Below are 26,229 nucleotides of genomic sequence, written 5' to 3' on the forward strand. Positions count from 1 at the left end.
GGGGTGCGGGCGCCGGGCGGCAGGAGCCCCACGCGGACCAGAACGGGTAGCGTCCCGGGCCGATCGCCGACCGGGAGGGCCGTAGACGTGCGCGACGCGAGCGCCGGGGACGAGATGTACGACTACGCACGTGCGGCGGTCGAGGCCGCCCTGGCGGCCGGGGCGGCCTACGCCGACGCGCGGGTGGTGATCCGCCGTCACGAGCGGATCGCGGCCCAGAACGGCGAGTTGGAATCCGTCACCCACGCCGAGGACGCCGGGGTCGGGGTGCGTGCGCTGGTGGGTTCGTCGTGGGGGTTCGCCGCCACGGGCGAGCTGACCGACGTGGCCGCGAAGAAGGCTGGTGCGGAGGCCACCGCCACGGCGAAGGCCTCGGCACTGGTGCCCGGCTCGGCGATCGAGCTCGCCGACGTGCCGATCGCGCAGGACGTCTACGAGACGCCGCACGCGGAGAACCCGTTCGACGTGCCGCTCGCGGAGAAGGTCGAACTCGTCGTCGGCGTGACCCGCACGATGCACGGCGTCGAGGGCATCGGCGTGGCCACCGCACACCTCGGCTTCTGGGACACCGACAAGTGGTTCGTGTCCTCGCAGGGCCACCGCATCCACCAGCATCTGGTCGAGGCGGGTGGCGGCATGGACGCCACCGCCGTCGGCGAGCAGGAGACCCAGCGCCGCAGCTACCCGCAGTCGTTCGGCCACTACGAGACGGGCGGCTTCGAGGTCATCCGCCGCTTCGACCTGCCGGGCAACGCCCTGCGGGTCGCCGAGGAGGCGGTGCAGCTGCTGGACGCGGACGTGTGCCCCTCCGGCGAGATGGACCTGGTCCTGGAGTCCAGCCAGCTCGCGCTGCAGATCCACGAGTCGGTCGGTCACGCGATCGAGCTGGACCGGATCCTGGGCTGGGAGGCGGCGTTCGCCGGCACCAGCTTCCTGGACCTGCAGCAGCTGGGCAGCCTGCGCTACGGCTCGGAGCTGATGAACATCACCGCCGACGCCACCATCCCGGGGGCGCTGTCGACGTTCGGCTACGACGACGAGGGCACGCCGGCGAAGGCGGTCGACATCGTCCGCGAGGGCACCTGGGTCGGGGTCCTCTCCGGGCGTGACACGGCGCATCTGGCGGGCCTCGAACCCGGCGGGATGGTGCGCGCCGACGGGTTCAACCGCCTGCCCATGGTGCGCATGACCAACGTCGGCCTGAAGCCGGGCGAAGGCACGCTCGATCAGATCATCGCCGACACCAAACACGGCGTGTACATGGCCACCAACCGTTCCTGGTCGATCGACGATCGCCGGCTGAACTTCCAGTTCGGCTGCGAGATCGGCTGGGAGATCGTCGACGGCAAGCTCGGCCGCATGGTGAAGAACCCGACCTACACCGGCATCACGCCGCGCTTCTGGGCTTCGCTGGACCGCCTGGCCGGCCCGGACGAGTGGGTGCCCTGGGGCGTGCCCAACTGCGGCAAGGGCCAACCGATGCAGGTCGGTCACACCGGCCACCCCGCCTCCCCCGGGCGGTTCCGCAACGTCCGCGTCGGCGTGAAGGGCTGAACCGATGACCTCGCACGAACCGCAGCAGATCACCGAACACGTCGTTCGCGACCTCGACGACCTGCAGGCCCTCGCGGACCGGGTCGTGGAACTGGTCCAGGCCAGCCCCCGTGCCCAGGCGGCCAACGTGGAGGCCAACGTCCTGGTCGGGCGCACCCGCCACGCGCTGACCCGCTTCGCGAACTCGTTCATCCACCAGCACGTCGGCGAGGACACCGTCTCCGTCGGCCTGACGGTGGCGGTCGACGGCCGCACGGCGACGGCGGGCACGACCGACACGCGCGAGGAGGCGCTTCGCACCCTCATCGAGGCCACGCTGGAGTCGGCGGCGCTGCAGCCGGTCGACCCCCACTGGCCCGGTGCCACGCCCCCCGCCGACGTGGCGGCCAGCGGCAACTTCGACCCGGACACCGCCGACGCCCGCCCCGAGCAGCGCGCCGAGCGCGTCAAGGCCTTCGTCGACGTGGCCGCCGACCTGCGGGCCGCGGGCTACCTCGACACCGAGGCGACCTGGGCGGCGTTCGCCTCGACGGCCGGCCAGCGCGCCGTGGGCCGGGCCACCCGCGCGACCGTCGACGGCATCCACCAGACCGACACGTCGGCCGGTTCGGCGCACCAGACCTCCCACCGGCTCGCGGACCTCGACGCCGCGGCCGCCGGCACGGTCGCCGCCGACCGGGCCCGCCGCTCGGCCGAGTTCGTCGACCTCGACCCGGGCGTGTACGAGGTGGTGCTCGGCCCCGAGGCCGTGTCCACGATGCTCACGTTCCTGGGCGTGTACGGGTTCAACGCGAAGATGCACCTCGAGGGCGCCTCGTTCGCCAAGCTCGGCGAGGCACAGTTCGACCCGGCCATCACGATCCTGGAGGACCCGGCCGACCCGCGCGCGATCGCGCTGCCGTTCGACAACGAGGGTTCGCCGCGACGGTCGTTCCCGCTGGTGGAGGCCGGCGTCGTCCGCAACCTCGCGCACGACCGGCGCACCGCGAAGCGCGCCGGTGCGGAGACGACGGGCAGCGCCGTGCCGGGCGGCTCGGAGTTCGGCGCCGTGCCGACCACGATCAAGCTCGTTCCCGGCACCACCGCCCCCGACGACCTGGTCGCCGACGTCGAGCGGGGCCTGCTGGTCACCCAGTTCCACTACTGCCGCGTCCTGGACCCGAAGACGCTGGTCGTGACGGGCCTGACACGGAACGGCACCTTCCTGGTGGAGAACGGCAAGCTCGCCGGCGCGGTCGGCAACCTGCGCTTCACGCAGTCGTTCGTCCAGGCCCTGGGTGCCGGGCAGGTGGTCGCGATCGGCGACGATGACCGCTACGCCGACGGCGAGTTCGGCGCCGGCGTGGTGATCGCACCGTCGCTGCGACTGCGAGCCTGGAACTTCACCGGGGGCGCCAAGGGATGACGACACGGCGGTTCACTCGCGCACTGGTCACCGGCGCCTCCTCGGGCATCGGCGACGCCTTCGCCCGATTGCTGGCCGCTCGCGGCGTCGCGACGGTGTTGGTGGCCCGCTCGGCCGACCAGCTCGCCGACCTGGCCGCGGGTCTCCGGACCGAGCACGCCGGCGACCCGGGCGGCGACGTCGAGGTACTGCCGGCCGACCTGACCGACCCGGCCGGCCTGCAGAAGGTGTGCGACCGCCTCACCGACGAGGACCTGCCCATCGACCTGCTGGTCAACAACGCCGGCGCCGGGCAGGTCGGTGCGTTCGCCGAGCTGGACGTCCAGGACGCGGAGACCGCCGTCCGCCTGAACGTGCTTGCGCCGCTGCGCCTCACCCATGCGGCGCTGCCCGCGTTGGCGGAGCGGGGTGGCGCGGTACTGAACGTCGCTTCGGTCGCGGCGTTCCAGCCGGTGCCGATGATGGCCACCTACGCCGCCTCCAAGGCGTTCCTGTCCAGCTGGTCCGAGGCGCTGTACGAGGAACTGCGTGACGCCGGCGTGACCGTCACCGCCCTGGCGCCCGGCTTCACCCGCTCGGGGTTCGTCGACGCGGCCGACGCCGAGGACATCGCCACCCGCATCCCCGGCTTCGTCTGGGACAGCCCGGAGGAGGTCGCCCGCGCCGGGCTGGACGGCGTCGCCCGCGGCCGCGCACTGGTGGTGCCCAGCTGGCTTTACCGGGTCGGCGTCGCCGCCTCGTCGGTCACCCCGACCCTCGTGACGCGCCGCCTGGTCGGCGGGGTGACCCGGCGCCTGCGCTAGCTCGGGGCCTCGAAGTGCTGGTAGTCCTTGAGCGTCTGCCAGCGCCCGCCCCAGGTCCACCCGATGGCGTCGAACGCGCGCACGACCGGGTCCCCGGCGACCAGCATCCCCGGGCGCACGTCACCGCGGTCGGTGTAGGCGGCGCCAGCCGACGGCAGGACCGTGCCGCCACGGACGTAGGGGTTCTGTACGGGGTTGAGGTCGATGGCGGTGCCGTAGGCGTGCCGTGACCACGACGTGCCACCCGTGACCCGCCGGCAGTTGAACGCCGAGGTGTTGTTGGCCGCCATCGACCGGTCGTCGCTGCCGGCGTAGTGCTCGATGCGCACCACCCGCCGCAGCGGGAAGTCCGCGTCGTACGCGGCCTGGAAGACCTGCCGAAGCGGGGTGACGGCCGAGCGGTGCACGACCAGTTCGCCCCGGTGCAGGCGCCCGTCGAAGCCGCGGTGCGTGAGCACCACCAGGCGCAGGTCGTCGAAACCGACCGGACACCCGGTGTGCATCGACACCCCCGCCATCTCCTGGCGGACCGCCGCCGGGATCCCGGTGGCCTCCCAGCGCAGTCCCGGGACCGGCGGACGCGCCAGACGGCCGTCGATGACGAAGCGGTCCAGCGTCCGGGTCAGCACGGTCGCCGTCTGGTCGCGGCGCAACGCGTTGCCGGGCTCGTAGCGGGTAGCGGTGCGTCCGACGACCAGCCCGGCGGCGGCCGCCCGGTCGATGTTGGCCTCGTGGAAATGGCCGTCGTCGTCACGGAACGCATCGGGCCCGGTCGGCAGTGGCCGCCCCTCGGCGTACTCGACGGCGGCCACGATCAGCGTTGCCAGCTGCCCGCGGGTCAGGCGCTGGCCCGGCGAGGCGGTCCGCGGCGCCGTGCCCCGCAGCAGCCCGGCCGCGTGCAGACGCTCCATCGCGTCCCCGTGCGTGACGCCGCGGGTGTCGTCGAAGGCCCGCGCCCCCAGCGCGGGCACCGGCACGGCGGCCTCCTCCAGCTTGCGCAGCAGCAGCGAGGCGAACTGCCCCCGCGTCGTACGTCCGCGAGGTGCGAAGCGGTCCGCACTGCGCCCGTTGGCGAGCCCGTACCACGCCAGACAACGGATGCCGTCCTCGTGCGCGCCGACGATGTCGAGGAAGTCGGTCGGCGGCAGGTGGCGCACCGGACACGCCGAGGTGGCCGGCGCCGCGGCGGTCACCGCCGAGGAAGCGGCCTCCGCGCCGGCGGCGGTGCCGGTGGGCATCGCGGCGGCCAGCAACGCCCCCGCCGCGCCCACGGCGAACGCCCGCCGCCACCGCTGCAATGATCGCATTCCGTGCTCCCCTGCCCACGTGGCGCGACATGCTGCCGGACCTGGGCCGGCCGAGGGCACGCCGCGCGCATCGCGCCTGCCGGGAACCGGTGTGCCCGCAGGAGCGCACCACCGCGCCCGGCGCCGTTCCACCGCGGCCGGCGTGCCGCGGGTACCGTCGCGTCCGGGAATCGCGGGAGGGGCACCAGGTGCCGCTGAACGGCGAGCTGTGGGAGAAGCGGGACCGGGTCCGAGCAGCCTGGGACCGCTACGTCGCCCGCTGCGCCCCCGCCCCCGGCACGGTCCGGACCGAGGTGCTGGCGTCCTGGCAGCGCTCGGCCACGCACGTGCGCCCCGACGCGCCCGAGGCACCGGTCGACGACCTCGACCGCACCGCCGAGCAGTGGCGGCACTCCCCGCTCTACGGGCCGGTACAGGAACTGCTGCCCGAGCTGAGCCGGCTGGCGACCGACGACTTCGTCGTGGCGGTCACCGACCCGGACGGCAAGATCCTGTTCGCCCACGGCGGGCACCACATGCGCGACCGGGCCGCCACGGTGAACTTCGTGGTCGGCGGCCGCTGGGACGAGGCCTCCGTCGGCACCAACGCCCTGGACCTGGCGCTGCGGACCGGCACCGCCCAGACGGTGTTCTCGGCCGAGCACTTCAGCCTCGCCGTGCACGACTGGGTGTGCTACTCGGCCCCCGTCCGCGACGCGAGCGGGCGGCCGCTGGGCGTCATCGACCTGTCCACCACCTGGGACCTGGCCCACCCGCTGGCGATGACGACCGCCGCCACGCTGGCCCGATACCTGCAACAGCAGGTCGACGTGAACGCCGACGTCCGGGGCACGCTCCTGCTGCGCACGCTCGGGTCCGACCCGGCGGTTCGGGTGGACGGCCGCCCGGTGCGTGTCTCGCCCCGCCACCTGGAGCTGCTGACCGTGCTGAGCCTGCACCCCGAAGGTCGCGACCTCGAGCAGCTCCACGCCGACGTCTACCCCGACCACGCCGCGGCCACGAACTCCTGCAAGGCCGAGGTGTCCCACCTGCGCCGCCAGCTCGACGGCGTCATCGGCTCGCGGCCCTACCGGTTCACCTGCCGCGTCGCCGCCGACCACCTCGAGGTCGAGCGGCTGCTGGAGGCGGGCCTGGTCGGGGCGGCCGCGGCGGGCTATCGCGGCCCGCTGCTGCCGCGCTCGGAGTCGCCGGCGATCGTCGCGCACCGCGACTTCCTGCACGTCGCGCTGCGGACCGCGGTGTTGCGCAGCGCGGATCCCGCCGCCGCCGTCGCGTTCGGTCGCGTGGACCCGGACGACACCGAGGTGCACCGTCACGCGCTGCGCCTGCTGCCCGACGGCGATCCTCGCCGGAATCTCGTCCGCGCCCGGCTGGCCTGAACGGCCTGGTGGGCTCCGGGGAGGCGTCGGACCCACCGTCGGCCGGTCGGCGCCGGCCCGTCCGGGCGCTCGGCGGCGAGTATCCGGGCAGCCCGTCCCTACCTGCTCCCAACCCTGCCGCGGCATGCTGGCCGGCACGGTGCGAACGCGCCGTCGCGACCCGCTGGAGGAGGCGCGTCCGCCCGCGCCTCCTCCAGCCGTGTCCGGCACCGGACGGGGGCCAGGGACCACCGGCGCGACACGCGTCGCGAAGGGCTAGCGTCGGGCCTCGAAGGCGCGGCCCGTTCCGGCCACGGACGGGCGCGAGTCCGACGTCGACCGGGAGCGCGAAGATGGGAGCGGAAGCGATCGAGGGCCTGCTGGACGAGGGACGGACGTTCCCGCCCCCGCAGGACTTCAAGCGGCAGGCGCTGATCACCGGCGCGGAGGTCTACGACGAGGGCAACACCGACTACGAAGGCTTCTGGGCCCGCGAGGCGGCCGAGCTGGACTGGTTCCGGGAGTGGGACACGATCCTGGACTGGCAGCCACCGCACGCGAAGTGGTTCGTCGGCGGGACCCTGAACGTCGCCCACAACTGCCTCGACCGGCACGTGCAGGCGGGCCACGGCGAGCAGGTCGCCTACCACTGGGAGGGCGAGCCCGGCGACACGCGCACCATCACCTACCAGCAACTGCTGCAGGACGTGCAGCGGGCCGCGAACGCGTTGAAGGAGCTGGGGGTCGGCCGCGGTGACCGGGTGGCGATCTACCTGCCGATGGTCCCGGAGCTGCCGACGATCATGCTCGCCTGTGCGCGCATCGGGGCGATCCACTCGGTCGTGTTCGCGGGCTTCTCCTCCGCCGCGCTGCGCGACCGGATCAACGACTCCGAGTGCAAGGTGCTCGTCACCGCCGACGGCGCCTGGCGGCGCGGCAGCGTGTTCCCGCTGAAGGAGAACGCCGACGAGGCTCTGACCGAGACGCCATCCATCGCCAAGGTGCTGGTGGTCCGGCGCACGGAGAACGAGGTGTCGATGGACGCCGAGCGGGACGTGTGGTGGCACGACCTCGTCCCGGACCAGACGGCGGACTGCCCGCCGGAGCACATGGACGCCGAGGACCTGCTCTACCTGCTCTACACCTCGGGCACGACCGGCAAGCCCAAGGGGATCATGCACGCCACCGGCGGGTACCTCACCCAGGTGGCGTTCACGCACCGGTACGTCTTCGACCTGAAGCCCGACACCGACGTCTACTGGTGTGCCGCCGACATCGGGTGGGTCACCGGCCACAGCTACATCGTGTACGGGCCGCTGGCGAACCGCGCCACCTCGGTGCTCTACGAGGGTACGCCGAACTTCCCGGCCGAGGACCGCTTCTGGCAGATCGTGGAGAAGTACCGGGTCACGCAGCTGTACACGGCGCCGACCGCGATCCGCGCCTTCATGAAGTGGGGTGACGAGCACCCGGCCAAGCACGACCTGTCGAGCCTGCGGCTGCTGGGCACGGTCGGCGAGCCGATCAATCCCGAGGCCTGGATGTGGTACCGCGAGCACATCGGTGGCGAGCGCTGCCCGGTCGTGGACACGTGGTGGCAGACGGAGACCGGCGCCATCATGATCTCGCCGCTGCCCGGCGCCACGACCACCAAGCCGGGCTCGGCGACCTTCCCGCTGCCCGGCATCTCCGCCACGATCGTGGACGACCGCGGTCAGGAGGTCGGCGTCCCGGGCGGCGGTTACCTGGTCCTGGACCGGCCGTGGCCGTCGATGCTGCGGGGCATCTGGGGGGACGAGCAGCGCTTCCGCGACACCTACTGGTCCCGGTTCGGCGAGGGCATCTACTTCGCGGGCGACGGCGCGAAGCGCGACCAGGACGGCTACTTCTGGCTGCTCGGCCGCGTCGACGACGTCATGAACGTCTCCGGACACCGCATCTCCACCACGGAGGTGGAGTCGGCCCTGGTGTCGCACCCGTCGGTCGCCGAGGCCGCCGTGGTCGGCCGCAGCGACGCGCAGACCGGCCAGGCCATCGCGGCGTTCGTGACCCCGCGCGGTGACGTCGAGGGCGACGAGGCACTGGCCAAGGAGCTGCGCGACCACGTCGCCAAGATGATCTCCCCCATCGCCAAGCCGGCGTCGCTGCTGTTCACCCACGACCTGCCGAAGACCCGCTCCGGCAAGATCATGCGGCGCCTGCTCAAGGACATCGCCGAGGACAAGGAACTGGGCGACACGACCACGCTGGCCGACGCCAGCGTGGTCGACGCCATCAAGGGCCGCTACCTCGACCACAGCAAGAGCCAGCCCTGACAACCTCGGCTCTGGACGCCCGCGACCGGTAGGGTCGCGGGCGCCTCGTCGTCGGCCAAGGTGGCATCGTGTCGTTCCGGTACGTCTGGGAGAAGAGCCACGAGGCCGTCCGGTCGCTCGCGTTGTCCGACGAGCCGCTGGCCACGCGGCTCGCTCGCTCGCTCGACGCGCTGCTGCGGCTGCAGAGTGAGGCGGATTTCGGCAGTGGCGATGCCCGTCGTCATTTCGAAGAGCTCGTGCAGCAGTTCGGCGGTTCGGACACCGTCGCGACGACCACCGGCGCGATCGAACGGCTCGACAACGACGCGCTGCACCGCGCCGCGGAGTCGATCCTGTTGCTGTACAGCGAGGTGGAACGCGAGCACGGACGACGCCACGGGCCGTCCTGACACGGGCGCCCGACCGGCCGGGCGGCGCCGTGGCCGTTGGCGAACGGCCGGGGTCCCCAGTCACCACCGTGGGTGCGCGACCGCAGAGTGGTCGCGGACATCACGCCCCGACGAGCATCGGAGGGACCATGGCGATCGGTGAAGTCCTGCGCGACCATGGTGACGACCTGCGCACCGAGCAGCTGGCAGCCGTCATCGAAGCGGCCATCGACTGTGCCGCGCACTGCGCGGCCTGCGCCGACGCCTGCCTCGAGGAAGGCGACACGGCCCTGACCCGCTGCATCCGCGCCGACCTCGACTGCGCCGACATCTGCGCGGCGACCGCCAAGGTCGTCGCGCGTGCCGGCGCCTCCGGCGCGCCATGGCTCGAGCTCGTGCGCGTGTGCGCCCAGGCCTGCGCCAACTGTGCCGAGGAGTGCGAGCAGCACGCTGAGCACCACGACCACTGTCGCGCCTGCGCGGAGGCCTGCCGGCGCTGTGAGGCGGCCTGCCGTGAGCTGCTCGACGCCGTCGGGTGATGCCGGCGACGACCGCGGCACCGTTCGCCGCCGCCGAGCTCGGTGCCGAGCTGGGCGCCGGCCTCCAGCAGCTGGGCGTCGTCGCGATCGCGGCGGTCGCCATCTACGGGTGGGTCATCCTGGCCTCGCGCGTGCTGGGCCTGCGCAGCTTCGCCAAGATGTCGGCCTTCGACTTCGCGATGACCGTCGCGATCGGCTCGGTCATCGCCGGGATCGCCATCGGGACCGCACCGTTGGTGGCCGGGATCCTGGCCGTGACCGTGCTCTTCGGAGCGCAGTACCTCGTCGCGCAGTTGCGCCGAGGCACCCGGTTCGACCGTGTGGTCGACAACCAGCCGCTGCTGCTCGTGCACGAGGGGCGCATCCTCGACGAACACCTGGCGCGGGCCCGACTCACCCGCGGGGACCTGTTCGCCAAGCTGCGGGCCGCCAACGTGCTCGACCCGCACGCGGTGCGGGCCGTGGTCTTCGAGACGACCGGTGACATCACCGTCCTGCACGGCTCCGGCCCGCTGGACCCCGCCCTGCTCGAAGGGGTGCAGGGCCGGCCCGGCGACACGCGCGACGCCTGACCCGTCGTAGGCTCCGGCCACCTCGCCGTCTCCGGAGCCCGCCGTTGCCCGCCGCCGACCTCGTGGTGCCGGACCGTGCCGCGAGAGCCGCCGTGACGGCGGCGTTCCTGGCCAACGGCGCGGCCGTCGCCTCATGGATCGCCCGGATCCCGGACGTGCGCGTCGGGCTGGAGATGAGCGAGGCGACGCTGGGCCTGGTCCTGCTCGGCCTGGCGGTCGGCACCATCGTCGCCCTGCCGGTCGCGGGCGGCGCCGTCGCGCGGGTCGGCAGTCGCGCGGTGACGCTCACGGGCGCGGTCGTGATGGTCGGCATGCTGCCGCTGCTCGGCCTGGCACCGAGCCCGCCGACCCTGGCCCTCGCCCTCGTCGGGCTCGGTATCGGGGTCTCGACGATGGACGTCGGGATGAACGCCCAGGGGGTCGGGGTCGAGCGCACGTACCGGCGCTCCATCATGGTCGGGCTCCACGCCGCCTGGAGCGTCGGCAGCCTGCTGGGTGCGTTGGCGGCAACCGCGGCGGTGCGGGCACGCGTCCCGGTCGAGATCCACCTGACCGCCATGGCGGTCGTGATCGCGCTCACCGTCGCGGCCGCGGCCAGATGGGTGCGCATGCGCGATCGCGCTTCCGCCGGCACCAGCGCACCCCGCTTCGCCCTGCCCCGTGGAGCGCTGCTGCCGATCGCGCTGATCTGCTTCGCCTCGGCCGTCGGCGAGGGCACGGCGTCGGACTGGAGCGGTATCCACCTCGCCGACGTGGTCGGTGTGCCGGAGTCCCGGGTGACCTGGGGCTTCGTCGCCTTCACGGCCGCCATGACCGTGTCGCGGCTGCTCGGTGACCGGATCACACGACGGGTCGGCCCGGTCCGGGTCGTGCGCACGAGCGGCCTGGTCGCGGCCGTCGGCTTCGCGCTGGTCTCGCTGGTGCCGTCGCTGCCGGCCGCGATCGTCGGGTTCGCGCTCGTCGGCGCCGGACTCGCCTCGATCGTGCCGCTGTGCTTCAGCGCCGCCGGGCGCGTCGCCCGCACACCGGGCGAGGGCGTCGCGGCCGTCGCCACCGTCGGCTACGCCGGCTTCCTGGCCGCACCGCCCGTCATCGGTGTGCTCACCGAGGCGCTGGACCTGCGTGTGCCGCTGTTCCTCGTCGGGGTGCTGGTGCTGGTGCTGACGCTGCGATCGGGGGTCGTCGCCGACGACGGGGCCGCCGGCGACGACGCCGCGCGCGCCTAGAGGTCGCCGCGCTCCCGGGCCTCCTGCACCAGCCGGCCGACGTTGCGCACGTCGCCGGGCGAGCCCTCGAGCAGTTCCTCACGGGCGGCGAGGAAGGCGCGGCCGAGCGTCGCCCGTTCGTCGGCCGGGACGTTCTCCCGCGCGGCATTGAGAATGTCGCGCTCCTCCTCGTCGATGTGGTGGTTGAGGGCCTCGACGAGCTCCTCGAGCTTCTCCTCGAACTCCTCGTGGTCGTCGACGTCCTCGACCCGCAGCAGCTCGAGCAGCGCCTCGTGCCCCTCGGCATGCTCCTCGGAGCCGTGCTCGATCTCCTCGGCCTCCTCTGGCGCACGCTCGCGCAGCGCGGGGTACACCTCACGCTCCTCCGCCTCGGCGTGCGCGACCAGCAGGTCGGCCAGTTCCGATCGGGCGCTGGCGCGGTCCGCCTCGCGGTTGCGCAGCAGACGGAACAGTCGCTCGAACTCGCGGTGGTCGGCCAGGATCAGGTCGACCACGTCCTCGGTGTCCGCCGTGCTCGCGCCGCCGTGGGTGTCGCTCACGGATGTGCTCCTCGTCGCGGGGGAAGCACGGGCCGCCGGTCGGGACCGTGCGTCGCGCATCCTCCCAGCGGGCGCGCGTCGCGCGGACCCCGCGTGGCGACCGGACGGACACCGACGCGGCGGCGACGGCCGCGCCGGATACCGTGCGCGTCGATCCTGATGGGTCACTGAACTTTCCGTGCGGCCGACCGACCGGTCCCGGAAGCGATCCGCACCCGCACCGGCGCCGTCGTGCCACGCTCGTGACGGCTTGGCAGGGGACTGAAGAACTCGTGACACTCGCTCTCGCCGTCGGCACGGTGTTTGCGCTCGCTGCACTCACACCCGTGCTCGTTCGGCTCTTCGACCGCAACGCCGGCTACGTCGGCGGCGCGGCGCTGGCGACCCTGACCGTCTGGTTCGGGCTGCAGGCGCCGGCCGTGTTCGACGACCGTCCGTTGACCGAGTCGACGACCTGGCTGCCCGACGCCGGCATCGCCCTCGCGTTCCGGCTCGACGGCCTGTCGCTGCTCTTCGCGCTGATCGTCCTGGGCATCGGCGCCCTGGTCCTCGCCTACGCCGCACGCTACTTCGGGACCGGCAGTCCCAAGACCTCCCGCTACCTCTCGCTGCTCACGCTCTTCGCCGGGGCGATGCTCGGGCTGGTCCTGGCCGACGACGCGCTGCTGCTGTTCGTCTTCTGGGAACTGACCAGCGTCTCCAGCTTCTTCCTCATCGGCGGGCTCGGCGAGGGCAAGCAGGGCGCGACCCGCGCGTTCCTGACCACCGCACTCGGCGGCCTGGCCCTGCTCGCCGGCGTGACCCTGCTGGCGGTGGCAGCGGGCACGGGCAACCTGACCGAGATCCTGGCCTCGCGCGACGTGATCCTGGACTCGGGCATCGCCTCGGCCGCCATCGTGCTGCTGCTGCTGGGCGCCTTCACGAAGTCCGCGCAGTTCCCGTTCCACTTCTGGTTGCCGGGCGCGATGGTCGCACCGACCCCGGTCTCGACCTACCTGCACGCCGCAACGATGGTCAAGGCCGGCATCTACCTGCTGTTCCGCTTCACCCCGCTGTTCGGCGGCGTGGCGCTCTGGCAGACGACCCTGGTGCTGGTCGGCCTGGGCACCGCCCTGTTCGCCGCCGTCGTGGCCACCAAGCAGACCGACCTGAAGGCGCTGCTGGCCTATTCCACGGTCAGCCAGCTCGGCCTGATCACGGGCATCGCCGGGATCGGCACGTTCGAGGCGCTCGCCGCCGCCTCGATCCACGTCTTCGCGCACGCCCTGTACAAGGCCGCGCTGTTCATGACCGTCGGCATCGTCGACCACGAGACGGGCACCCGTGATCTGCGTCAGCTGGGGGGCCTGCGCCGGACGCTGCCGACGACCGCGCTGGCCGGCGGGCTGGCCGCGGCGTCGATGGCCGGCATCCCGCCGCTGCTCGGCTTCGTCTCCAAGGAGGAGATCTTCGCCGGCTTCCTCGAGACGCACGACCCGGCGTGGCTGGGCACCGTCGGCATCGTGCTCGCCGTGCTCGCCAGCATCGGGACGGTCGCCTACAGCGCCCGCTACTACCTCGGCACCTTCGAGGGCCCGGAACGCGCCCATGCACACCGGGCGCCGACCGCGTTCGCGGCCCCGGCCGCGCTCCTCGGCCTCCTCGGCCTCGGGTTCGCGGCCGTCGTCTGGATCTTCGATCCGCTCGTCGACGCCGTGGGCCACGTCACCACCGGCGACCACGACGGGCACATGCACCTCGCGCTGTGGCACGGGTTCGGCCTGCCGCTGCTGCTGTCGACGATCGTGCTGGGGGTCGGGCTCGGCGCCGTGCTGCTGCGCACCCGGGTCGAGCGGTGGCAGGGCCTGCTGGAGTTGCCGCGCGGCGCCGACGCGTTCGACCGCCTGTACGACGGCGTTCTGGCGCTCGGCGCCCGTGTCGGCACTCCGTCGGTGCCGCACGGCGCCGCCTACTACCTCCTGCCGGTGCTACTGACCATCACCGGGGTCGGCATCGCCGCGACGGCCCGGGTGGGCACCGACGGGCTCGGCGACCCGGCCCCATGGCTGCCGGTGGACTGGGCCATCGTCGTGCTGCTCGCCGGGTGCATCATCGGCACGATCCAGGCCCGAAGCCGGCTGGCCGCGATCGCGACCCTGGGCATGGCCGGCTTCACCGTCGCCGGCTGGTTCGTCCTGCTGGGCGCCCCGGACCTGGCGCTCACCCAGTTGCTGGTCGAGACGCTCTCGGTCGCCCTGTTCGTCGTCGTCTTCCGGCGTCTGCCCTCGACCTTCCCACGCGTCGGCAACGTCCGGAAGGGCGTCGCCGGCGTCGTGGCCGTCAGCGTCGGCACCCTCGTCGCCGTCGCCACCTACCTGTTCACCGGCCGCCGCGGCATCTCCGACATCGGTGCGGAGTTCCTCGCCGAGGGCGAGGGGCTCACCGGCGGCGGCAACGTCGTCAACACGATCCTCGTCGACTTCCGTGCGCTGGACACCCTGGGCGAGATCACCGTCCTGGCCGTCGCCGGCGCGGCCATCTTCTCGCTCGTGCGGCTGTCCTCGCACGGCGCCGTCCCCCGCCCCGGCGGCGACGGCGAACCCACCCGGGCGTCACAGTGGAGCGGCATCGGCATGGTCGACAGCGCGATCCTGCGCACGGCCACCGACCTGCTGGCGCCGGCCATGGTGCTGGCCTCGGTCTGGCTGCTGCTGCGCGGCCACGACGCCGTCGGCGGTGGCTTCATCGGCGGTCTGGCCGTCGGCGCGGCCGTCGTGCTGCTCTACCTCAGCAGGGGCCACCAGCGCATCTGGCAGAGCCGCCTGCTGCGCACGCTGCCGCTAGTCGGTCTCGGGCTGCTCGTCGCCGTCGGCTACGGTTTCGGCGGCCTCGTGACCACCGGGGCGTTCCTCGACGGCGCCAAGTGGTACCTCCCGTTCCACCTCGAGGTCGCTGCGTCCCTGGTGTTCGACATCGGCGTGTACCTCGTGGTCGTCGGCCTGGTCGTCGCCATCGTGCGCCACCTCGGCCAGGGCATCCCCGAACCGTCACCCGACCCCGGCCGCATCGGCGTCCCGACCTGGGCGTCCGACACCGGCGAGGCGGTTCCGCGCGGGACGGGGCGCGCCACGTCGGACGGCGGCGCGCCCGCCGGCGCCGACACCGACGACCACTCCTACTCCAGCGCCAGCCGCGCCCGCCGGGAGGACCAGCCGTGACCGCCGCCATCGTCGTCGGCCTGCTCGCCGCGGGCGGGACCTACCTCGTGATGCAGCGCGGCATCGTGCGCATCACGATCGGGTTCGCACTGCTCGGTCACGCCGCCACCACGATCCTCGTCACCTCCGGCGGGGTCGCCCGCCGGGGCGTGCCGTTCATCGGCGAGCCCGGCACGCCCGCCGACCCGCTCCCCCAGGCGTTCGCCCTGACGGCGATCGTGATCTCGTTCGGGATCACCGCGTTCCTGCTGACGCTCGCGTTCCGGGGCCGTGACGTCCTCGGCCACGACGACGTCGAGGCCGACGCCGACCCGCGCCTGTCCGACGGATCCGACCAGCGTCTGTCCGACGGATCCGACCAGCGTCTGTCCGACGACGAGGACGTGGACCTGCCCGTCGACGAGTACGTGCTGCCCGGGCGCGCCGACCAGGAGGAGCGCCCGTGAGCACCCTCCTGCCGCTCCCGTTCGCGCTGCCGCTGCTCGCGGCCGCCCTCGGGATGCTGTTCCGCGGCCGTCGACGCGTCCAGCGCGCCATCACGACCGTGCTGATGGTCGCACTGGTCGGCCTGGCCGCCTCACTGGTCGTCGCCACCCGCGGCGGCGGGGCCGTGGCCGCCGACATCGGCAATTGGCCGATCAACCTCGCCATCCCGTTCGTCGCCGACGGGTTCGCGGCGCTCGTGCTGCTGACCGTCAGCGTCTCGGCGGTCCTGGCGCTGGTGTTCGCCGTCTCCCGGGGCGAGGACGCCCATCCGCTGTTCCACCCCATGGTCGGCGTCCTGCTCGCCGGTGTGCTCGGCTCGCTGCTGACCGCCGACCTGTTCAACTTGTTCGTCACCTTCGAGGTGATGCTGATCGGCTCGTACGTGCTGCTCACGCTGCGCGGCGACCGACGCCAGGTCCGGGCCGGGGTCATCTACGTGACCGTGAGCCTGCTGGCCTCGACGACGTTCCTCGTCGGCATCGCGCTGGTGTACGGCACGGCCGGGACGGTGTCCTTCGCGAACCTGTACGGCGTGGTCCAGTCCACCCCGACGGCGGCCGTCGGCGCGTCGCTGGTCCTGGCCGCCATCGCCGTCAAGGCCAGCCTGGTTCCCATGCATGCCTGGCTGCCGCGGACCTACGTCCAGGCCGGCCCCGGCGTGACCGCACTGTTCTCCGGGTTGCTCACCAAGGCCGGCGTGTACGTGCTGTTCCGCCTCTACAGCGTGCTGTTCGCCGGGGACCCCGGCTATCGCGGCCTGTGGCTGACCGTGGCCGGCATCACGATGGTGGTGGGCGTGCTCGGCGCCGTCGGCCGCGGCGACATGCGCGGCATCCTCGCCTATCACATGGTCAGCCAGATGGGGTACCTGATCCTGCCGCTGGGGCTGTGGACCCTGGCGGGCGTCACCGCCGGGATCGTCTACCTCGTGCAGTACGTGCTGGTGAAGGGCGCGCTGTTCGTGGCCGTCGGAACGGTGGAGACCCTCACGGGGACCGGCCGGCTGAAGGCCCTCGGCGGCATGGTGCGGACACGCCCGTGGTTGGCGGTGGCCTTCCTCCTGCCCGCCCTGGCGCTCGCCGGTATCCCGCCGACCTCCGGGTTCGTCGGCAAGTACCTGCTCATCCGGGCTGCCTTCGTCGACGCGGCGTGGGTCGCCGGCGGCGTGGCCGTACTGGTGAGCCTCTTCACCCTGCTGTCGATGGTGAAGATCTGGAACGGCGCCTTCTGGGGTGTGCTCACCGAGCGGGTCCGGCAGGAGCCCGGCGGGGTCGCGGTCGGTCTGCGGCCCGTGCCGGCCGGCGGCGCCGGTGACGACGACCCCGTCGTGCCGCGGGCCGCCTCCAACCGGCGCGTCACCGGCATGGTCGCACCCGCGCTGCTCGTCTCCGTCGCCGTGTTCGTGCTGGGCATCGGTGCCCAACCCCTGCTCGAACTCGTCGAGCCGGCCGCCCGCGGGTTGCTGGAGCCGACGGCCTACCTCGAGGCGGTGAGGTCCCTGTGAGCGAACGGTCACGCGGGCTGCCGCGGCGGGTCCTCGGCCTGGTACGCCGGCTGCCCTTCATCGTCTGGGCGCTGCTGGTCTTCCTGTGGGCGCTGCTCGTCTCCAACGTCCGGGTGGCCTGGGAAGTGCTCACCCCCGGCTTCGGCATGACGCCGGCGATCGTGCGCGTGCCGACGTCCACCCGGACGGACTGGGAGACGACGCTGCTGGCCAACATGATCACGATGACGCCCGGGACGCTGTCGATCGAGATCGACGAGGACACCCGGGACCTGTACGTCCACACCCTCTACTACGAGGGTCGCGAGGCTTTCCTGGCCGACATCGCGAGCCTCGAACGCACCCTGCTGAAGGCGACCCGATGACCCTCGTCGACCTGGGACTGGCCGTGCTGGCGCTGTCCTTCGCCCTCGGGATCGTCCGGGCGGTGCGCGGCCCGAGTGTGGCCGACCGCGCCATCGCCGCGGACCTGTGCCTGTACGCCCTCGTCGGCGCCATCGCACTGCTGGCGCTGCGCACCACGTACGAGGAGTTCCTCGACGTGATCCTGATCGCGACGCTGCTGGGCTTCCTCGCGACGATCTCCCTGGGGGCCCTGGTCGGGAGGCGTGACCAGTGACCGACGTCATCGGGGCCGTCCTGATCGGGCTGGGCGTGTTCCTCGTCCTGCTCGCCGGCATCGGGCTGCTGCGCTTCCCCGACGTCTTCATCCGCTCGAGCGCCACCACCAAGGCGGCCGGGCTGGGCATCGCCCTCGTCCTGGCCGGCACGGCGTTCGCCATCGGCACGCCCGAGGCCGCCGTCAAGATGAGCATCGCCATCGTGCTGCAGTTCGTCGGCGCTCCCGTCTCCGGTCACGTGATCGCCCGGGCGGCCTACCGTGCCGGCGCGCCGCTGTGGGACCGCACGGTCACCGACGAGTTGCAGGGATTCGTCGAGCGACCGCACGAAACCGAGGTCCGCTGAAGTTCCGATGAAGGTTTGAGCCGGAAACGCCGAAACCGGCCGCTGGTCGGGTCGGCCGTTTCCCGGCATCTGCCACCTCCACTAGGCTCGAACATCCACGCGACACCCGGTGCCCACCCCGTCGCTCTCCCCAGCGGGACGTGGGCCGGTGCCACGGCATCCAGGCACCGTCGACCGGTGTCGTCCCCACCTCGCCGTCGTGTTCTTGCCCCCGGAGGCCAATGAGCCCCCAGGCTTCGCTGTTGCCGCTCGCCGCTGTCGGCGTGCCGGTGCTGACCGCCGTGGCCATCGTCGTCACCCGGCGGAAGCCGACGCTGCGCGACGCGCTCCTGGTCGTCGGCGCCGTGGTCACCTTCGTGGTGGTCGGCGCGCTGGTGCCCGCGGTCCTGGCCGGCGAGGTGCCGACGACCCGCCTCGGCCAGCTGGTCCCCGGCGTCGAGCTCAGCCTGCGCGCCGACGGCATGGGCATGCTGTTCGCGCTGCTGGCGTCGTTCCTGTGGGTGCTCGCGGGCTCGTACGCCGTCGGGTACATGCGCGGTGACGCCGCGGCCAACCAGACCCGCTTCTACGCCTTCTACGCGCTGTGCCTGTCGACCGCCTTCGGCGTCGCGTTCGCCGGGGACCTGTTCACCTTCTTCGTCTTCTACGAACTGCTGACGATCGCGACCTACCCGCTGGTGACCCACAAGGGTGACGCGAAGGCGATTGCGGCCGGGCGCCTCTACCTCGGTGTGCTCCTGTCGGGCGGCGTGCTGGTGCTGGCAGCCACGCTGCTCGTGTGGGCCAACGTCGGCGAGCTCGGCTTCGCGCCCGGCGGCATCGTCGGCGACACCATGGGCACCGGGCTGACCGTGCTGGTGTTCGCGCTGTTCGCCGCCGGGTTCGCCACCAAGAGCGGCGTCATGCCGGTCCACCGGTGGCTGCCGGCCGCCATGGTCGCGCCCACGCCCGTCAGCGCCCTGTTGCACGCCGTCGCCGTGGTCAAGGCCGGGGTGTTCGCGTTCGGGCGTGTCGTCGGCTTCGTGATCGGGCCCGGTGTCCTGCTCGACCTCGGCGTCCAGGGCTGGCTGTCGCTGGCGGCCGGGATCACGATCGCGGTCGCGTCGGTGGTCGCGCTCCGGCAGGACCACCTGAAGCGGCGGCTCGCGTTCTCCACGATCGCCCACCTGTCGTTGATCGTGCTCGGGTTCTCGCTGCTGTCCGCGACCGCCTACGAGGGCGGGCTGCTGCACATCGTCAACCACGGGCTGCTGAAGATCACGCTGTTCTTCTGTGCGGGCGCGATCCACATCGCCGCGCACAAGGACCATGTCAGCGAACTGGACGGCATCGGCCGGCGCATGCCCTTCACGATGGTCGCCTTCGCCGTGGCGTCCTACGGGCTGGCGGCCCTGCCACCGATGGGCGGGTTCGTCAGCAAGTGGTACCTCTCCCTCGGTGCGCTCGATGCGGACCAGCAGGTCTACGCCGCACTCATCGTGATCAGCGGCCTGTTCACGGCCGGCTACCTGTTCCCGGTCGTCTACCGCGCCTTCTTCAAGCCGCTCTCCGAGGAGGCGCGCGCCCACCCCCACGGCGAGGCATCCCCGCTGATGGTGGTGCCGTTGTGCGTCACCGCGTTGGTCGGGCTGCTGCTCGGACTGGGGGACCTCGGCGGCGTGTACTCGATCGCCTCCGACGTGGCCGCCACCGTGACGGGGGGTGCGCCGTGACCCGCCGCCGCATCTGGCTCGTCACCGCCGTGGCCTTCGTGGTCGTCGTCCTGCTCGATCTCGTCGTGCAGTACGCCCGTTTCCCCGGCTACGGGGCGCTCCTCGGCTTCGCGGGCTGCTACCTGCTGGTCTACGTCGCCAAGTGGCTCGGCCAGTCGGTCCTGCAGCGGCGCGAGACCTACTACGCCGACGACCTGACGCCCGACGTGCAGGACGACGTGCGCCCGGACGTCTCCCCCGAGGTGGGAGGTGAGGTCCGTGGCTGAGCTGCTGCTGCATCCGATCGTGCCGATGCTGCTCGGCGCGGCGCTCGTGCGCGTCGCGCCGCGGGCGGTCGGCAACGTCGTCATGCTGCTCGCGCCGGCGCTGGCGCTCGCGGCGGTGTGGGTCCTGGAGCCCGGCACGTCCGTGACCGTGCCGTGGCTGCAGTGGGAACTCGAGGTCCTGCGCGTCGACGGCCTGTCGCGGCCCTTCGGGATCATCTTCGCCGTCGCCGCGATCTGCGCCGGGCTGTACGGGCTGCGGACCCAGCAGGCATCCGAGCGCACCTCGGCGCTGGTCTACGCCGGCGCGGCCATGGGCGTGGTGTTCGCCGGCGACCTCATCACCTTCTTCCTGTTCTGGGAGATCAAGGCGGTCGCCAGCACGCTGGTGATCATGGCCCGGCGCAACGCCCGTTCGGGGCGGTCGGGCATGCGCTACCTGTTCGTGCACGTGCTCGGCGGCAAGCTGCTGCTCGCCGGCATCCTGTGGCACTGGACGGCGACCGGCTCGCTCGCCTTCGACCGGTTCGAGCCGTCGGCCGGCGCCGTACTCATCCTGCTGGCCTGCCTGCTCTCCGCCGCCGTCCCGCCGATGCACGCCTGGTTGCCCGACGCCTACCCGGTGGCCACCGTCGCTGGCACCGTCTTCCTCTCCGCCTACACCACCAAGGCCAGCGTGTACGCCCTCGCCCGCGGGTTCGCCGGCTGGGAGGTGCTGGTGTGGCTCGGCGTGGTCATGGCCGTCTACGGCGTGATCTACGCCATCCTGGAGAACGACATCCGGCGGCTGCTGGCCTACCACATCGTCAGCCAGGTGGGCTTCATGGTCACGGGTGTCGGCATCGGCACCGAGGTGGCCATCAACGGCACCACGGCCCACGCGTTCGCGCACATCCTCTACAAGGCGCTGCTGCTGATGGGCGCCGGCGCGGTGCTGTACGCCACCGGACGCAGCAAGGCCAGCGCGCTGGGGGGCATCGCCAACCGGATGCGGCTGGTCCTCGGCCTGTACCTCGTCGGCGCGCTCAGCATCTCGTCGCTGCCGTTCCTCAGCGGCTTCGTGTCCAAGGAACTGGTGGTGGAGTCGGCCTACGTCGACGAACGCGCGCTGGTCGTCCTGATCCTGCAGATCGTGTCGGTGGGTACCTGGCTGTCCACCGGGCTCAAGCTGCCCTACGCGGCCTGGTTCGGCACCGACGGCGCCGGCCCGCGCACCAACGACGAGGGCCACCCGATCCACGTGGCGCCGGTGCCGCGCACGATGCTGGCCGCCATGGGGATCGTCGCGGCGCTCAACCTCGCGATCGGCCTGGCGCCCGGGCTGCTGTACGACCTGCTGCCCCACCCGGTCGACTACCAGCCCTACTCGGTGGGCAAGGTGCTGGAGAAGATCCAGATCCTGCTGTTCACCGCGTTCGCGTTCGGGCTGCTACTGAAGAAGCTGCAGGCCAAGGCGATGATCACGGTGGACACGGACTGGGTGTACCGGCGCCTGCCGCTGGTGGTCGGGGAGCTCGGCCGCCGCGGCCGCACCGCCGAGGCGCCGGTCGCGGCACCGGCACCCGCACGGCCGGCGCTGCTCACCCGGTTCCAGGCCGCGCGGACCGACGTGCTGGCACGCTTCGGACGAGACCGCGAGGGGCCGCCGCCGGTCGCCGCGACCTGGACGCTGGGCTCCGTGCTGCTGGCCGCCGGCATCGTGCTGTTCCTCGTCAGCGTGGTGCCGTCATGAGCCGGCTACGCGGCCCCGTCCTGTTCGCCCTGTTGCTGGGGTTCTGGCTGCTGCTGTCGTGGCGGCTCGACCCGCTCTTCCTGGTGATGGGTGTCGGCTCTGCCGCGCTGGTGACCTGGTTGAGCCGCCCACTTCTGGACGCGGTGCTCGGCGACCGGGGCCGGGCGGCCCGCCACGTGCGTCCGTGGTATCTGCTGCTCTACGTGGTCTGGCTCATCGGCCGCCTGCTGCCCGCCGGCCTGCACATCCTGCGCGTCGTGCTCGACCCGCGGGTGCCGCCGCGACCCGGGGTCGCACGGTTCCGCACCAACCTCGCCAGCCCTGCCGCCCGCACCATGCTGGCCACCTCGATCACGATGGTGCCCGGCACCATGACCCTCGACGTCGACGGCGACGAGTTCACCATCCACGCCTTCACCCCCACCGCGGTCGCCGACCTCGCCAACGCCGCGACGCAGCGCCGCATCGCGCGCGTCTTCGGCGACCCACCAGACGACCCGCCACGGATCGTCTGGGACGAGCGCCGGCCGTCGCCGGTCGATCCCGACGACCTGGGGAGGCGATGATGGGCGACTGGGACCCGTTCCTCGTCGGCGTGCTGCTGGTGGTCGCCGTCCTGATCGCGCTGGGCCTCACACGCGTCTGGTCCGGACCGACGGTGTTCGACCGCCTGGTGGCGGTCGCGCTCGTGGCGGTCAACGGCGTCGTCGTGATGGTGGTGCTCGGGTTCGTGCTCGGCCGGCCCGGGTTCTTCCTCGACATCGCCCTGGGGTTCATGCTGCTGGCCTTCCTGCTGCCCATCGCCCTCGGCCGCTACTTCCAGGGCCGCGAGACGCCGCCGGACGATCCGCGCCGCGTCGACGGCGGCCCGATCGACGGCGCCCCCATCGACCGCGGCGCGACCGAAAGCGACCCGCGGGACGGGGGTGGACGATGAGCTGGATGCTGTTCGTCTCCACGCCGCTGATCGTGTTCGGCCTGGTGCTGCTCGTGGCCTCCACGGTGGGGCTGCTCAAGCTCCCCGACCTGTACACACGTGCCCACGCCGTGGCGAAGTCGGAGACACTCGGACTGCTGCTGCTGTTCGTCGGCCTGCTGTTCCGTCCGGAGCTGGAGATCGACGCGAGCTTCCGGCTCGCGTTCGTGCTCATCGCCTCGCTGATCCTGAACCCCACCGCCGTGCACGCGCTGGTCCGGGCGGCTCACCGTTCGGGCGCCCTGCCGGTGCAGACGGTCGACCAGGCCTCGGCCGAGGCCGAGATCCAGCAGGCGCTGGCGGACACCGCCGTCGAAGAGGAGGAACGCGCGTGATCGTCCCCCTCGACATCCTCTTGTTCGTCATCCTGATCGCCACCGCGATCCTGGCCCTGCACGTCGAGGACCTGCTCGCGGCCGTGGCACTGCTGTCGGCCTACAGCCTCTTCGCCGCGCTGCTGTTCGCGGGCCTGTCCGCCCTGGACGTCGCCCTGGTCGAGGCGGCGCTGGGAGCGGGCCTGACGGGCGTGCTGTTCATCGCCGCGATCCTCGCCACGACGCGGCGGTCGCAACCACGCACGGACCGCCGACGGTTGTGGGTCGTGCTCCCGCTGATCGCCGGTTTCATCGGCCTCATGCTCTACGCCAGCACGGGGCTTCCCGACCGTGGCGACCCCGAGGCGCCCGCCCACCAGGGCGTCGCCACGGCCTACATCGAGGGGTCGCTCGAACAGACGCAGACGCCCAACGTCGTCACCGCGATCCTCGCCGACTACCGCTCGCAGGACACCCTCGGCGAGACGCTGGTGATCGTCACCGCCGCCCTGGCCGCCGCGCTGGTGCTCGTCCGTCATCGCGGCGACGACGAGGAGCCGGCCAGCGGGGACACGCCACGACCGTCGCCGACGGCCGACGACCGACACGGCGAAGGTGACGGGCGATGATCGGCGCCTACCCGTCCGAGGTCGTCCGCGTCATCTGCGCGGTCGCGAGTCCGTTCATCGCCCTGTTCGGGCTGTACGTGATCGCCCATGGCCACTACGGCCCCGGCGGCGGCTTCGCCGGCGGGGTGTTCGTGGCGGTCGGTGCGATCCTGCCCCGGTTGACGCTCGACGAGTCCCTGGCGTACCGGCTCATCCCCCGCTCGGCCGGGCCGCTGGCCGCCGGGGTCGGCATGCTGCTGTTCCTCGTCGTCGCCACACTGCCGCTGCTGGTCGGTGGGGCGTTCCTCGACTACGGCGCCATCCAGGTTGCCGGCATGGAGGCCGCGCGCGTGCGCTACCTCGGCATCCTGGTCGTGGAGATCGCCGTCGGCCTGGCGGTGTTCGGCGCCATGGTCCTGATCTTCGACGCCATCACGGGGCGGAGCAGCCGATGATCGACCTGTTCCTCGCCCGCTACATCTACGTCCTGGTGCTGGTGCTGCTCGCCATCGGCCTGTACGGGATGCTGGCCAAGGGCGACCTCGTCAAGAAGGTCGTCGGCATGACGATCTTCACCACCGCGATCTACCTGTTCTTCATCGAGGGCAGCGTCCAGGACGGCGCCACCGCGCCGATCATCGACCCCGCGCTGGGTTCGGACCCGCAGGCGTACGTCGACCCGCTCCCCCACCTGCTGATCCTGACCGCCATCGTCGTCGGGGTCGGCGTCGTCGGCGTGGCACTGTCGCTGCTCGTGCGGCTGTACCGGGCGCACGGCACCCTCGACGAGGCCGTCATCGCCGACCGCCTCTCCGGCCGGGCCGAGCCGATCGGCACCCCCACCGAGGCCGACCCGGTCGACGCCACAGGCCGGGGACGCCGGCGCGCGGGCCCCGCGGACGGCCAGCGGCCCGGCCGCGACGACCAGGCGGGTCGCTGACGTGGAAAACCTGCCGATCCTCGTCCTGCTGCCCCTGCTGTTCGGGGCCATCCTGAGCATGATCGCCGGGCTGTGGCGGCCGCTGGCGGCCCAGGTCATCGCGGTGGTGTCGACCGCGGCGTCGCTGGTCCTGGCCGTCGTCGGACTGCTGCGCGTGGTACCAGACGGCCGGCTCACCCACGACCTCGGCGGCTGGGCGCCGAGCATCGGCATCGAGTACGTCCTCGACCCGCTGTCCGCGTACATGACCGTGATCATCGCGCTCATCGGACTGCTGGTCTGCGTCTACCCGGTGGGGGCCGCGTTCGACCTGAAACCGCGCGGCGGCGCCCCGCTGTACCCGCTGGCGCTGCTGCTGCTGACCGGACTGACCGGCGTCGTGCTCAGCGGCGACCTCTTCCACCTGTTCGTCATGCTCGAGATCTACGCGATCGCGACCTACGGACTGGTGTCGCTGGGCGGCGACCGCGGCGTACTCGCGTCGCTGCGCTACCTGCTGCTGGGCACGCTGGGCAGCGGCCTGTACCTGCTGGGGGTCGGGTTCCTGTACTTCTCGACCGGCACGCTCAACATGGCGGACATGGCGCAGGCCCTGCCGCCGCTGGCCGACTCCCCCACCACCCTCGGGGCCATGGCACTGATCGTCATCGGCCTGGCGCTAAAGATGGCGCTGTTCCCGCTGCACGTGTGGCTGCCGGACGCGCACAGCTACTCCCCGCCCGGCGTCGCGGCCCTGCTGGCCGCCGTCCAGGTCAAGGCCGGCGCCTACGGGCTCGTGCGCATCCTCTTCGACGTGTTCGGCCCCGCCTACGGGGACGGCGCGGGCCTGCCGGTCAGCACGGCACTGACCTGGTTCGGCCTGGCCGGCATCCTCGTCGGCTCGGTCCTCGCCATCCAGCAGACCGACCTGAAGCGGCTGCTGGCTTACTCCACGGTCGCGCAGCTCGGCTACATCGGGGTCGGGATCGGCCTCGCGAACCCGCTCGCGCTGGTCGGCGCGCTACTGCACGTGCTGAACCACGCCGTGATGAAGAGCGGCCTGTTCCTCGTGGCCGGCGGCATCATCCAGCAGACCGGCCTGAAGACGATCGCGAAGTTCGCCGGCCTCGGCAAGCGCATGCCGCTGACCATGGCCGGGTTCGCACTGGCCGGGCTGTCGATGGTCGGGATCCCGCCCACCGCCGGGTTCTTCTCCAAGTTCTACCTCGTCTGGGGCGGCATCGAGGCCGGCAACTGGGCCGTCTTCGTGGTGGTCGTGTCCTCCAGCCTGCTGACGGCCGTCTACTTCCTGCGTCTGTTCGAGCAGATCTTCGTCCGCGAGCCGGAACTCGAGGTGGTCGCCGCCGCCCGGGAACCCGGTCCCCGCGTGGTCGGCACCGTCGCCGTGTTGGGTGCCGCCGTCGTGCTCATCGGGGTGTTCAACGCCGTCATCGTCGAGAACGTCCTCATGCCCGTCGCCGACCGCATGCTCGGGTGACCTTCCCGGGGTGCCGCCACCGGCGCGTCCTGGGCGGCACCCGTGACGTCCGCCACGAACGGCGTCGC

27 protein-coding genes are annotated in these 26,229 nt (G+C 72.4%); 25 read left to right on the top strand and 2 right to left on the bottom strand.

What is annotated here, in order from left to right; all coding sequences use genetic code 11:
• Positions 1 to 114: 114 nt before the first annotated feature.
• Genes ACERM0_RS19625 through ACERM0_RS19635 form a run of 3 tightly spaced genes read left to right on the top strand, consistent with a single transcriptional unit; the run spans position 115 to position 3,762 of the window.
• The gene (locus ACERM0_RS19625; protein WP_373680423.1) at positions 115 to 1,554 is read left to right on the top strand and encodes a TldD/PmbA family protein; all 1,440 of its coding nucleotides are present in this window, start codon (positions 115 to 117) and stop codon (positions 1,552 to 1,554) included.
• 4 nt (positions 1,555 to 1,558) lie between these two features.
• Positions 1,559 to 2,959 carry a TldD/PmbA family protein gene (locus ACERM0_RS19630; RefSeq protein ID WP_373680327.1) on the top strand — a complete coding sequence of 467 codons (1,401 nt, stop codon included), beginning with the start codon at positions 1,559 to 1,561 and terminating at the stop codon, positions 2,957 to 2,959.
• Positions 2,956 to 3,762 (top strand): SDR family NAD(P)-dependent oxidoreductase, encoded by an 807-nt coding sequence (locus ACERM0_RS19635; RefSeq protein WP_373680328.1) that lies wholly within the window; start codon positions 2,956 to 2,958, stop codon positions 3,760 to 3,762. The genes ACERM0_RS19630 and ACERM0_RS19635 overlap by 4 nt, the downstream gene beginning before the upstream one ends.
• Here the strand turns inward: ACERM0_RS19635 and ACERM0_RS19640 are convergent.
• A complete protein-coding gene (locus ACERM0_RS19640; RefSeq protein ID WP_373680329.1) occupies positions 3,759 to 5,069 on the bottom strand; it encodes a M15 family metallopeptidase in 1,311 nt (436 codons plus the stop codon). The two genes, ACERM0_RS19635 and ACERM0_RS19640, sit on opposite strands and share 4 nt — an antisense overlap.
• 188 nt (positions 5,070 to 5,257) lie before the next feature.
• Here ACERM0_RS19640 and ACERM0_RS19645 point away from each other — a divergent pair, with 188 nt between their 5' ends.
• The 6 genes from ACERM0_RS19645 (at position 5,258) to ACERM0_RS19670 (ending at position 11,447) form a co-directional block, all read left to right on the top strand.
• Complete coding sequence (locus ACERM0_RS19645) at positions 5,258 to 6,448, top strand: transcriptional regulator (RefSeq protein ID WP_373680330.1); 1,191 nt, start codon at positions 5,258 to 5,260, stop codon at positions 6,446 to 6,448.
• 332 nt (positions 6,449 to 6,780) lie between these two features.
• Positions 6,781 to 8,742: an acetate--CoA ligase gene (gene acs / locus ACERM0_RS19650; protein WP_373680331.1), complete on the top strand. Its 1,962-nt coding sequence runs from the start codon at positions 6,781 to 6,783 to the stop codon at positions 8,740 to 8,742.
• A gap of 68 nt (positions 8,743 to 8,810) precedes the next feature.
• Entirely contained in the window at positions 8,811 to 9,131 is a 321-nt protein-coding gene (locus tag ACERM0_RS19655; RefSeq protein ID WP_373680332.1) for a hypothetical protein, read from the top strand.
• 128 nt (positions 9,132 to 9,259) lie between these two features.
• Positions 9,260 to 9,649 carry a four-helix bundle copper-binding protein gene (locus tag ACERM0_RS19660; protein WP_373680333.1) on the top strand — a complete coding sequence of 130 codons (390 nt, stop codon included), beginning with the start codon at positions 9,260 to 9,262 and terminating at the stop codon, positions 9,647 to 9,649.
• Positions 9,649 to 10,221 carry a DUF421 domain-containing protein gene (locus ACERM0_RS19665; protein WP_373680334.1) on the top strand — a complete coding sequence of 191 codons (573 nt, stop codon included), beginning with the start codon at positions 9,649 to 9,651 and terminating at the stop codon, positions 10,219 to 10,221. The genes ACERM0_RS19660 and ACERM0_RS19665 overlap by 1 nt, the downstream gene beginning before the upstream one ends.
• 44 nt (positions 10,222 to 10,265) lie before the next feature.
• Entirely contained in the window at positions 10,266 to 11,447 is a 1,182-nt protein-coding gene (locus ACERM0_RS19670) for an MFS transporter (RefSeq protein WP_373680335.1), read from the top strand.
• On the opposite strand, the gene ACERM0_RS19675 is transcribed toward ACERM0_RS19670, so the two are convergent.
• The gene (locus ACERM0_RS19675) at positions 11,444 to 11,986 is read right to left on the bottom strand and encodes a hemerythrin domain-containing protein (RefSeq protein WP_373680336.1); all 543 of its coding nucleotides are present in this window, start codon (positions 11,984 to 11,986) and stop codon (positions 11,444 to 11,446) included. The genes ACERM0_RS19670 and ACERM0_RS19675 overlap by 4 nt on opposite strands.
• 326 nt (positions 11,987 to 12,312) lie before the next feature.
• Between ACERM0_RS19675 and mbhE the strand changes: the two genes are divergently transcribed.
• From mbhE to ACERM0_RS19755, 16 genes are all read left to right on the top strand, one after another.
• Positions 12,313 to 15,183 carry a hydrogen gas-evolving membrane-bound hydrogenase subunit E gene (gene mbhE, locus ACERM0_RS19680; protein WP_373680337.1) on the top strand — a complete coding sequence of 957 codons (2,871 nt, stop codon included), beginning with the start codon at positions 12,313 to 12,315 and terminating at the stop codon, positions 15,181 to 15,183.
• Positions 15,180 to 15,629 carry a sodium:proton antiporter gene (locus tag ACERM0_RS19685; RefSeq protein ID WP_373680338.1) on the top strand — a complete coding sequence of 150 codons (450 nt, stop codon included), beginning with the start codon at positions 15,180 to 15,182 and terminating at the stop codon, positions 15,627 to 15,629. Before mbhE ends, ACERM0_RS19685 begins: the two co-directional genes overlap by 4 nt.
• Positions 15,626 to 17,173 (top strand): proton-conducting transporter membrane subunit, encoded by a 1,548-nt coding sequence (locus tag ACERM0_RS19690; protein WP_373680339.1) that lies wholly within the window; start codon positions 15,626 to 15,628, stop codon positions 17,171 to 17,173. Before ACERM0_RS19685 ends, ACERM0_RS19690 begins: the two co-directional genes overlap by 4 nt.
• Positions 17,170 to 17,538, top strand: coding sequence for a Na+/H+ antiporter subunit E (locus ACERM0_RS19695; RefSeq protein WP_373680340.1), 369 nt, complete (start codon positions 17,170 to 17,172; stop codon positions 17,536 to 17,538). Before ACERM0_RS19690 ends, ACERM0_RS19695 begins: the two co-directional genes overlap by 4 nt.
• The gene (locus ACERM0_RS19700) at positions 17,535 to 17,792 is read left to right on the top strand and encodes a monovalent cation/H+ antiporter complex subunit F (RefSeq protein WP_373680341.1); all 258 of its coding nucleotides are present in this window, start codon (positions 17,535 to 17,537) and stop codon (positions 17,790 to 17,792) included. Before ACERM0_RS19695 ends, ACERM0_RS19700 begins: the two co-directional genes overlap by 4 nt.
• Positions 17,789 to 18,139, top strand: a complete 351-nt coding sequence (gene mnhG / locus ACERM0_RS19705; protein WP_373680342.1) for a monovalent cation/H(+) antiporter subunit G — start codon at positions 17,789 to 17,791, stop codon at positions 18,137 to 18,139. The genes ACERM0_RS19700 and mnhG (ACERM0_RS19705) overlap by 4 nt, the downstream gene beginning before the upstream one ends.
• 221 nt (positions 18,140 to 18,360) lie before the next feature.
• Entirely contained in the window at positions 18,361 to 19,851 is a 1,491-nt protein-coding gene (locus ACERM0_RS19710) for a complex I subunit 5 family protein (RefSeq protein WP_373680343.1), read from the top strand.
• On the top strand, positions 19,848 to 20,117 hold the full coding sequence (locus ACERM0_RS19715; protein ID WP_373680344.1) for a hypothetical protein: 270 nt from the start codon (positions 19,848 to 19,850) through the stop codon (positions 20,115 to 20,117). Before ACERM0_RS19710 ends, ACERM0_RS19715 begins: the two co-directional genes overlap by 4 nt.
• Positions 20,110 to 21,846: a Na(+)/H(+) antiporter subunit D gene (locus tag ACERM0_RS19720; protein WP_373680345.1), complete on the top strand. Its 1,737-nt coding sequence runs from the start codon at positions 20,110 to 20,112 to the stop codon at positions 21,844 to 21,846. Before ACERM0_RS19715 ends, ACERM0_RS19720 begins: the two co-directional genes overlap by 8 nt.
• Positions 21,843 to 22,412 (top strand): Na+/H+ antiporter subunit E, encoded by a 570-nt coding sequence (locus ACERM0_RS19725; RefSeq protein ID WP_373680346.1) that lies wholly within the window; start codon positions 21,843 to 21,845, stop codon positions 22,410 to 22,412. Before ACERM0_RS19720 ends, ACERM0_RS19725 begins: the two co-directional genes overlap by 4 nt.
• Positions 22,412 to 22,783: a monovalent cation/H+ antiporter complex subunit F gene (locus ACERM0_RS19730; protein ID WP_373680347.1), complete on the top strand. Its 372-nt coding sequence runs from the start codon at positions 22,412 to 22,414 to the stop codon at positions 22,781 to 22,783. The genes ACERM0_RS19725 and ACERM0_RS19730 overlap by 1 nt, the downstream gene beginning before the upstream one ends.
• On the top strand, positions 22,780 to 23,157 hold the full coding sequence (mnhG, locus tag ACERM0_RS19735) for a monovalent cation/H(+) antiporter subunit G (RefSeq protein WP_373680348.1): 378 nt from the start codon (positions 22,780 to 22,782) through the stop codon (positions 23,155 to 23,157). The genes ACERM0_RS19730 and mnhG (ACERM0_RS19735) overlap by 4 nt, the downstream gene beginning before the upstream one ends.
• Positions 23,154 to 23,765, top strand: coding sequence for a DUF4040 domain-containing protein (locus ACERM0_RS19740; RefSeq protein ID WP_373680349.1), 612 nt, complete (start codon positions 23,154 to 23,156; stop codon positions 23,763 to 23,765). Before mnhG (ACERM0_RS19735) ends, ACERM0_RS19740 begins: the two co-directional genes overlap by 4 nt.
• Entirely contained in the window at positions 23,762 to 24,199 is a 438-nt protein-coding gene (locus tag ACERM0_RS19745) for an MnhB domain-containing protein (RefSeq protein ID WP_373680350.1), read from the top strand. The genes ACERM0_RS19740 and ACERM0_RS19745 overlap by 4 nt, the downstream gene beginning before the upstream one ends.
• Entirely contained in the window at positions 24,196 to 24,684 is a 489-nt protein-coding gene (locus tag ACERM0_RS19750) for a cation:proton antiporter subunit C (protein WP_373680351.1), read from the top strand. Before ACERM0_RS19745 ends, ACERM0_RS19750 begins: the two co-directional genes overlap by 4 nt.
• A gap of 1 nt (position 24,685) precedes the next feature.
• Positions 24,686 to 26,161, top strand: coding sequence for a complex I subunit 5 family protein (locus tag ACERM0_RS19755; protein ID WP_373680352.1), 1,476 nt, complete (start codon positions 24,686 to 24,688; stop codon positions 26,159 to 26,161).
• The last annotated feature ends 68 nt before the right edge of the window (positions 26,162 to 26,229 follow it).

Source organism: Egicoccus sp. AB-alg2, from assembly GCF_041821065.1.
Classification (GTDB): domain Bacteria; phylum Actinomycetota; class Nitriliruptoria; order Nitriliruptorales; family Nitriliruptoraceae; genus Egicoccus.

Bases quoted from the DNA above. Each gene is read 5' to 3' on its own strand.
- ACERM0_RS19625 (WP_373680423.1), top strand. From the start codon at position 115: ATGTACGACTACGCACGTGCGGCGGTCGAGGCCGCCCTGGCGGCCGGG.
- ACERM0_RS19630 (WP_373680327.1), top strand. From the start codon at position 1,559: ATGACCTCGCACGAACCGCAGCAGATCACCGAACACGTCGTTCGCGAC.
- ACERM0_RS19635 (WP_373680328.1), top strand. From the start codon at position 2,956: ATGACGACACGGCGGTTCACTCGCGCACTGGTCACCGGCGCCTCCTCG.
- ACERM0_RS19640 (WP_373680329.1), bottom strand. From the start codon at position 5,069: ATGCGATCATTGCAGCGGTGGCGGCGGGCGTTCGCCGTGGGCGCGGCG.
- acs (WP_373680331.1), top strand. From the start codon at position 6,781: ATGGGAGCGGAAGCGATCGAGGGCCTGCTGGACGAGGGACGGACGTTC.
- ACERM0_RS19660 (WP_373680333.1), top strand. From the start codon at position 9,260: ATGGCGATCGGTGAAGTCCTGCGCGACCATGGTGACGACCTGCGCACC.
- ACERM0_RS19665 (WP_373680334.1), top strand. From the start codon at position 9,649: ATGCCGGCGACGACCGCGGCACCGTTCGCCGCCGCCGAGCTCGGTGCC.
- ACERM0_RS19700 (WP_373680341.1), top strand. From the start codon at position 17,535: ATGACCCTCGTCGACCTGGGACTGGCCGTGCTGGCGCTGTCCTTCGCC.
- ACERM0_RS19710 (WP_373680343.1), top strand. From the start codon at position 18,361: ATGAGCCCCCAGGCTTCGCTGTTGCCGCTCGCCGCTGTCGGCGTGCCG.
- ACERM0_RS19725 (WP_373680346.1), top strand. From the start codon at position 21,843: ATGAGCCGGCTACGCGGCCCCGTCCTGTTCGCCCTGTTGCTGGGGTTC.
- ACERM0_RS19730 (WP_373680347.1), top strand. From the start codon at position 22,412: ATGGGCGACTGGGACCCGTTCCTCGTCGGCGTGCTGCTGGTGGTCGCC.
- mnhG (WP_373680348.1), top strand. From the start codon at position 22,780: ATGAGCTGGATGCTGTTCGTCTCCACGCCGCTGATCGTGTTCGGCCTG.
- ACERM0_RS19745 (WP_373680350.1), top strand. From the start codon at position 23,762: ATGATCGGCGCCTACCCGTCCGAGGTCGTCCGCGTCATCTGCGCGGTC.
- ACERM0_RS19750 (WP_373680351.1), top strand. From the start codon at position 24,196: ATGATCGACCTGTTCCTCGCCCGCTACATCTACGTCCTGGTGCTGGTG.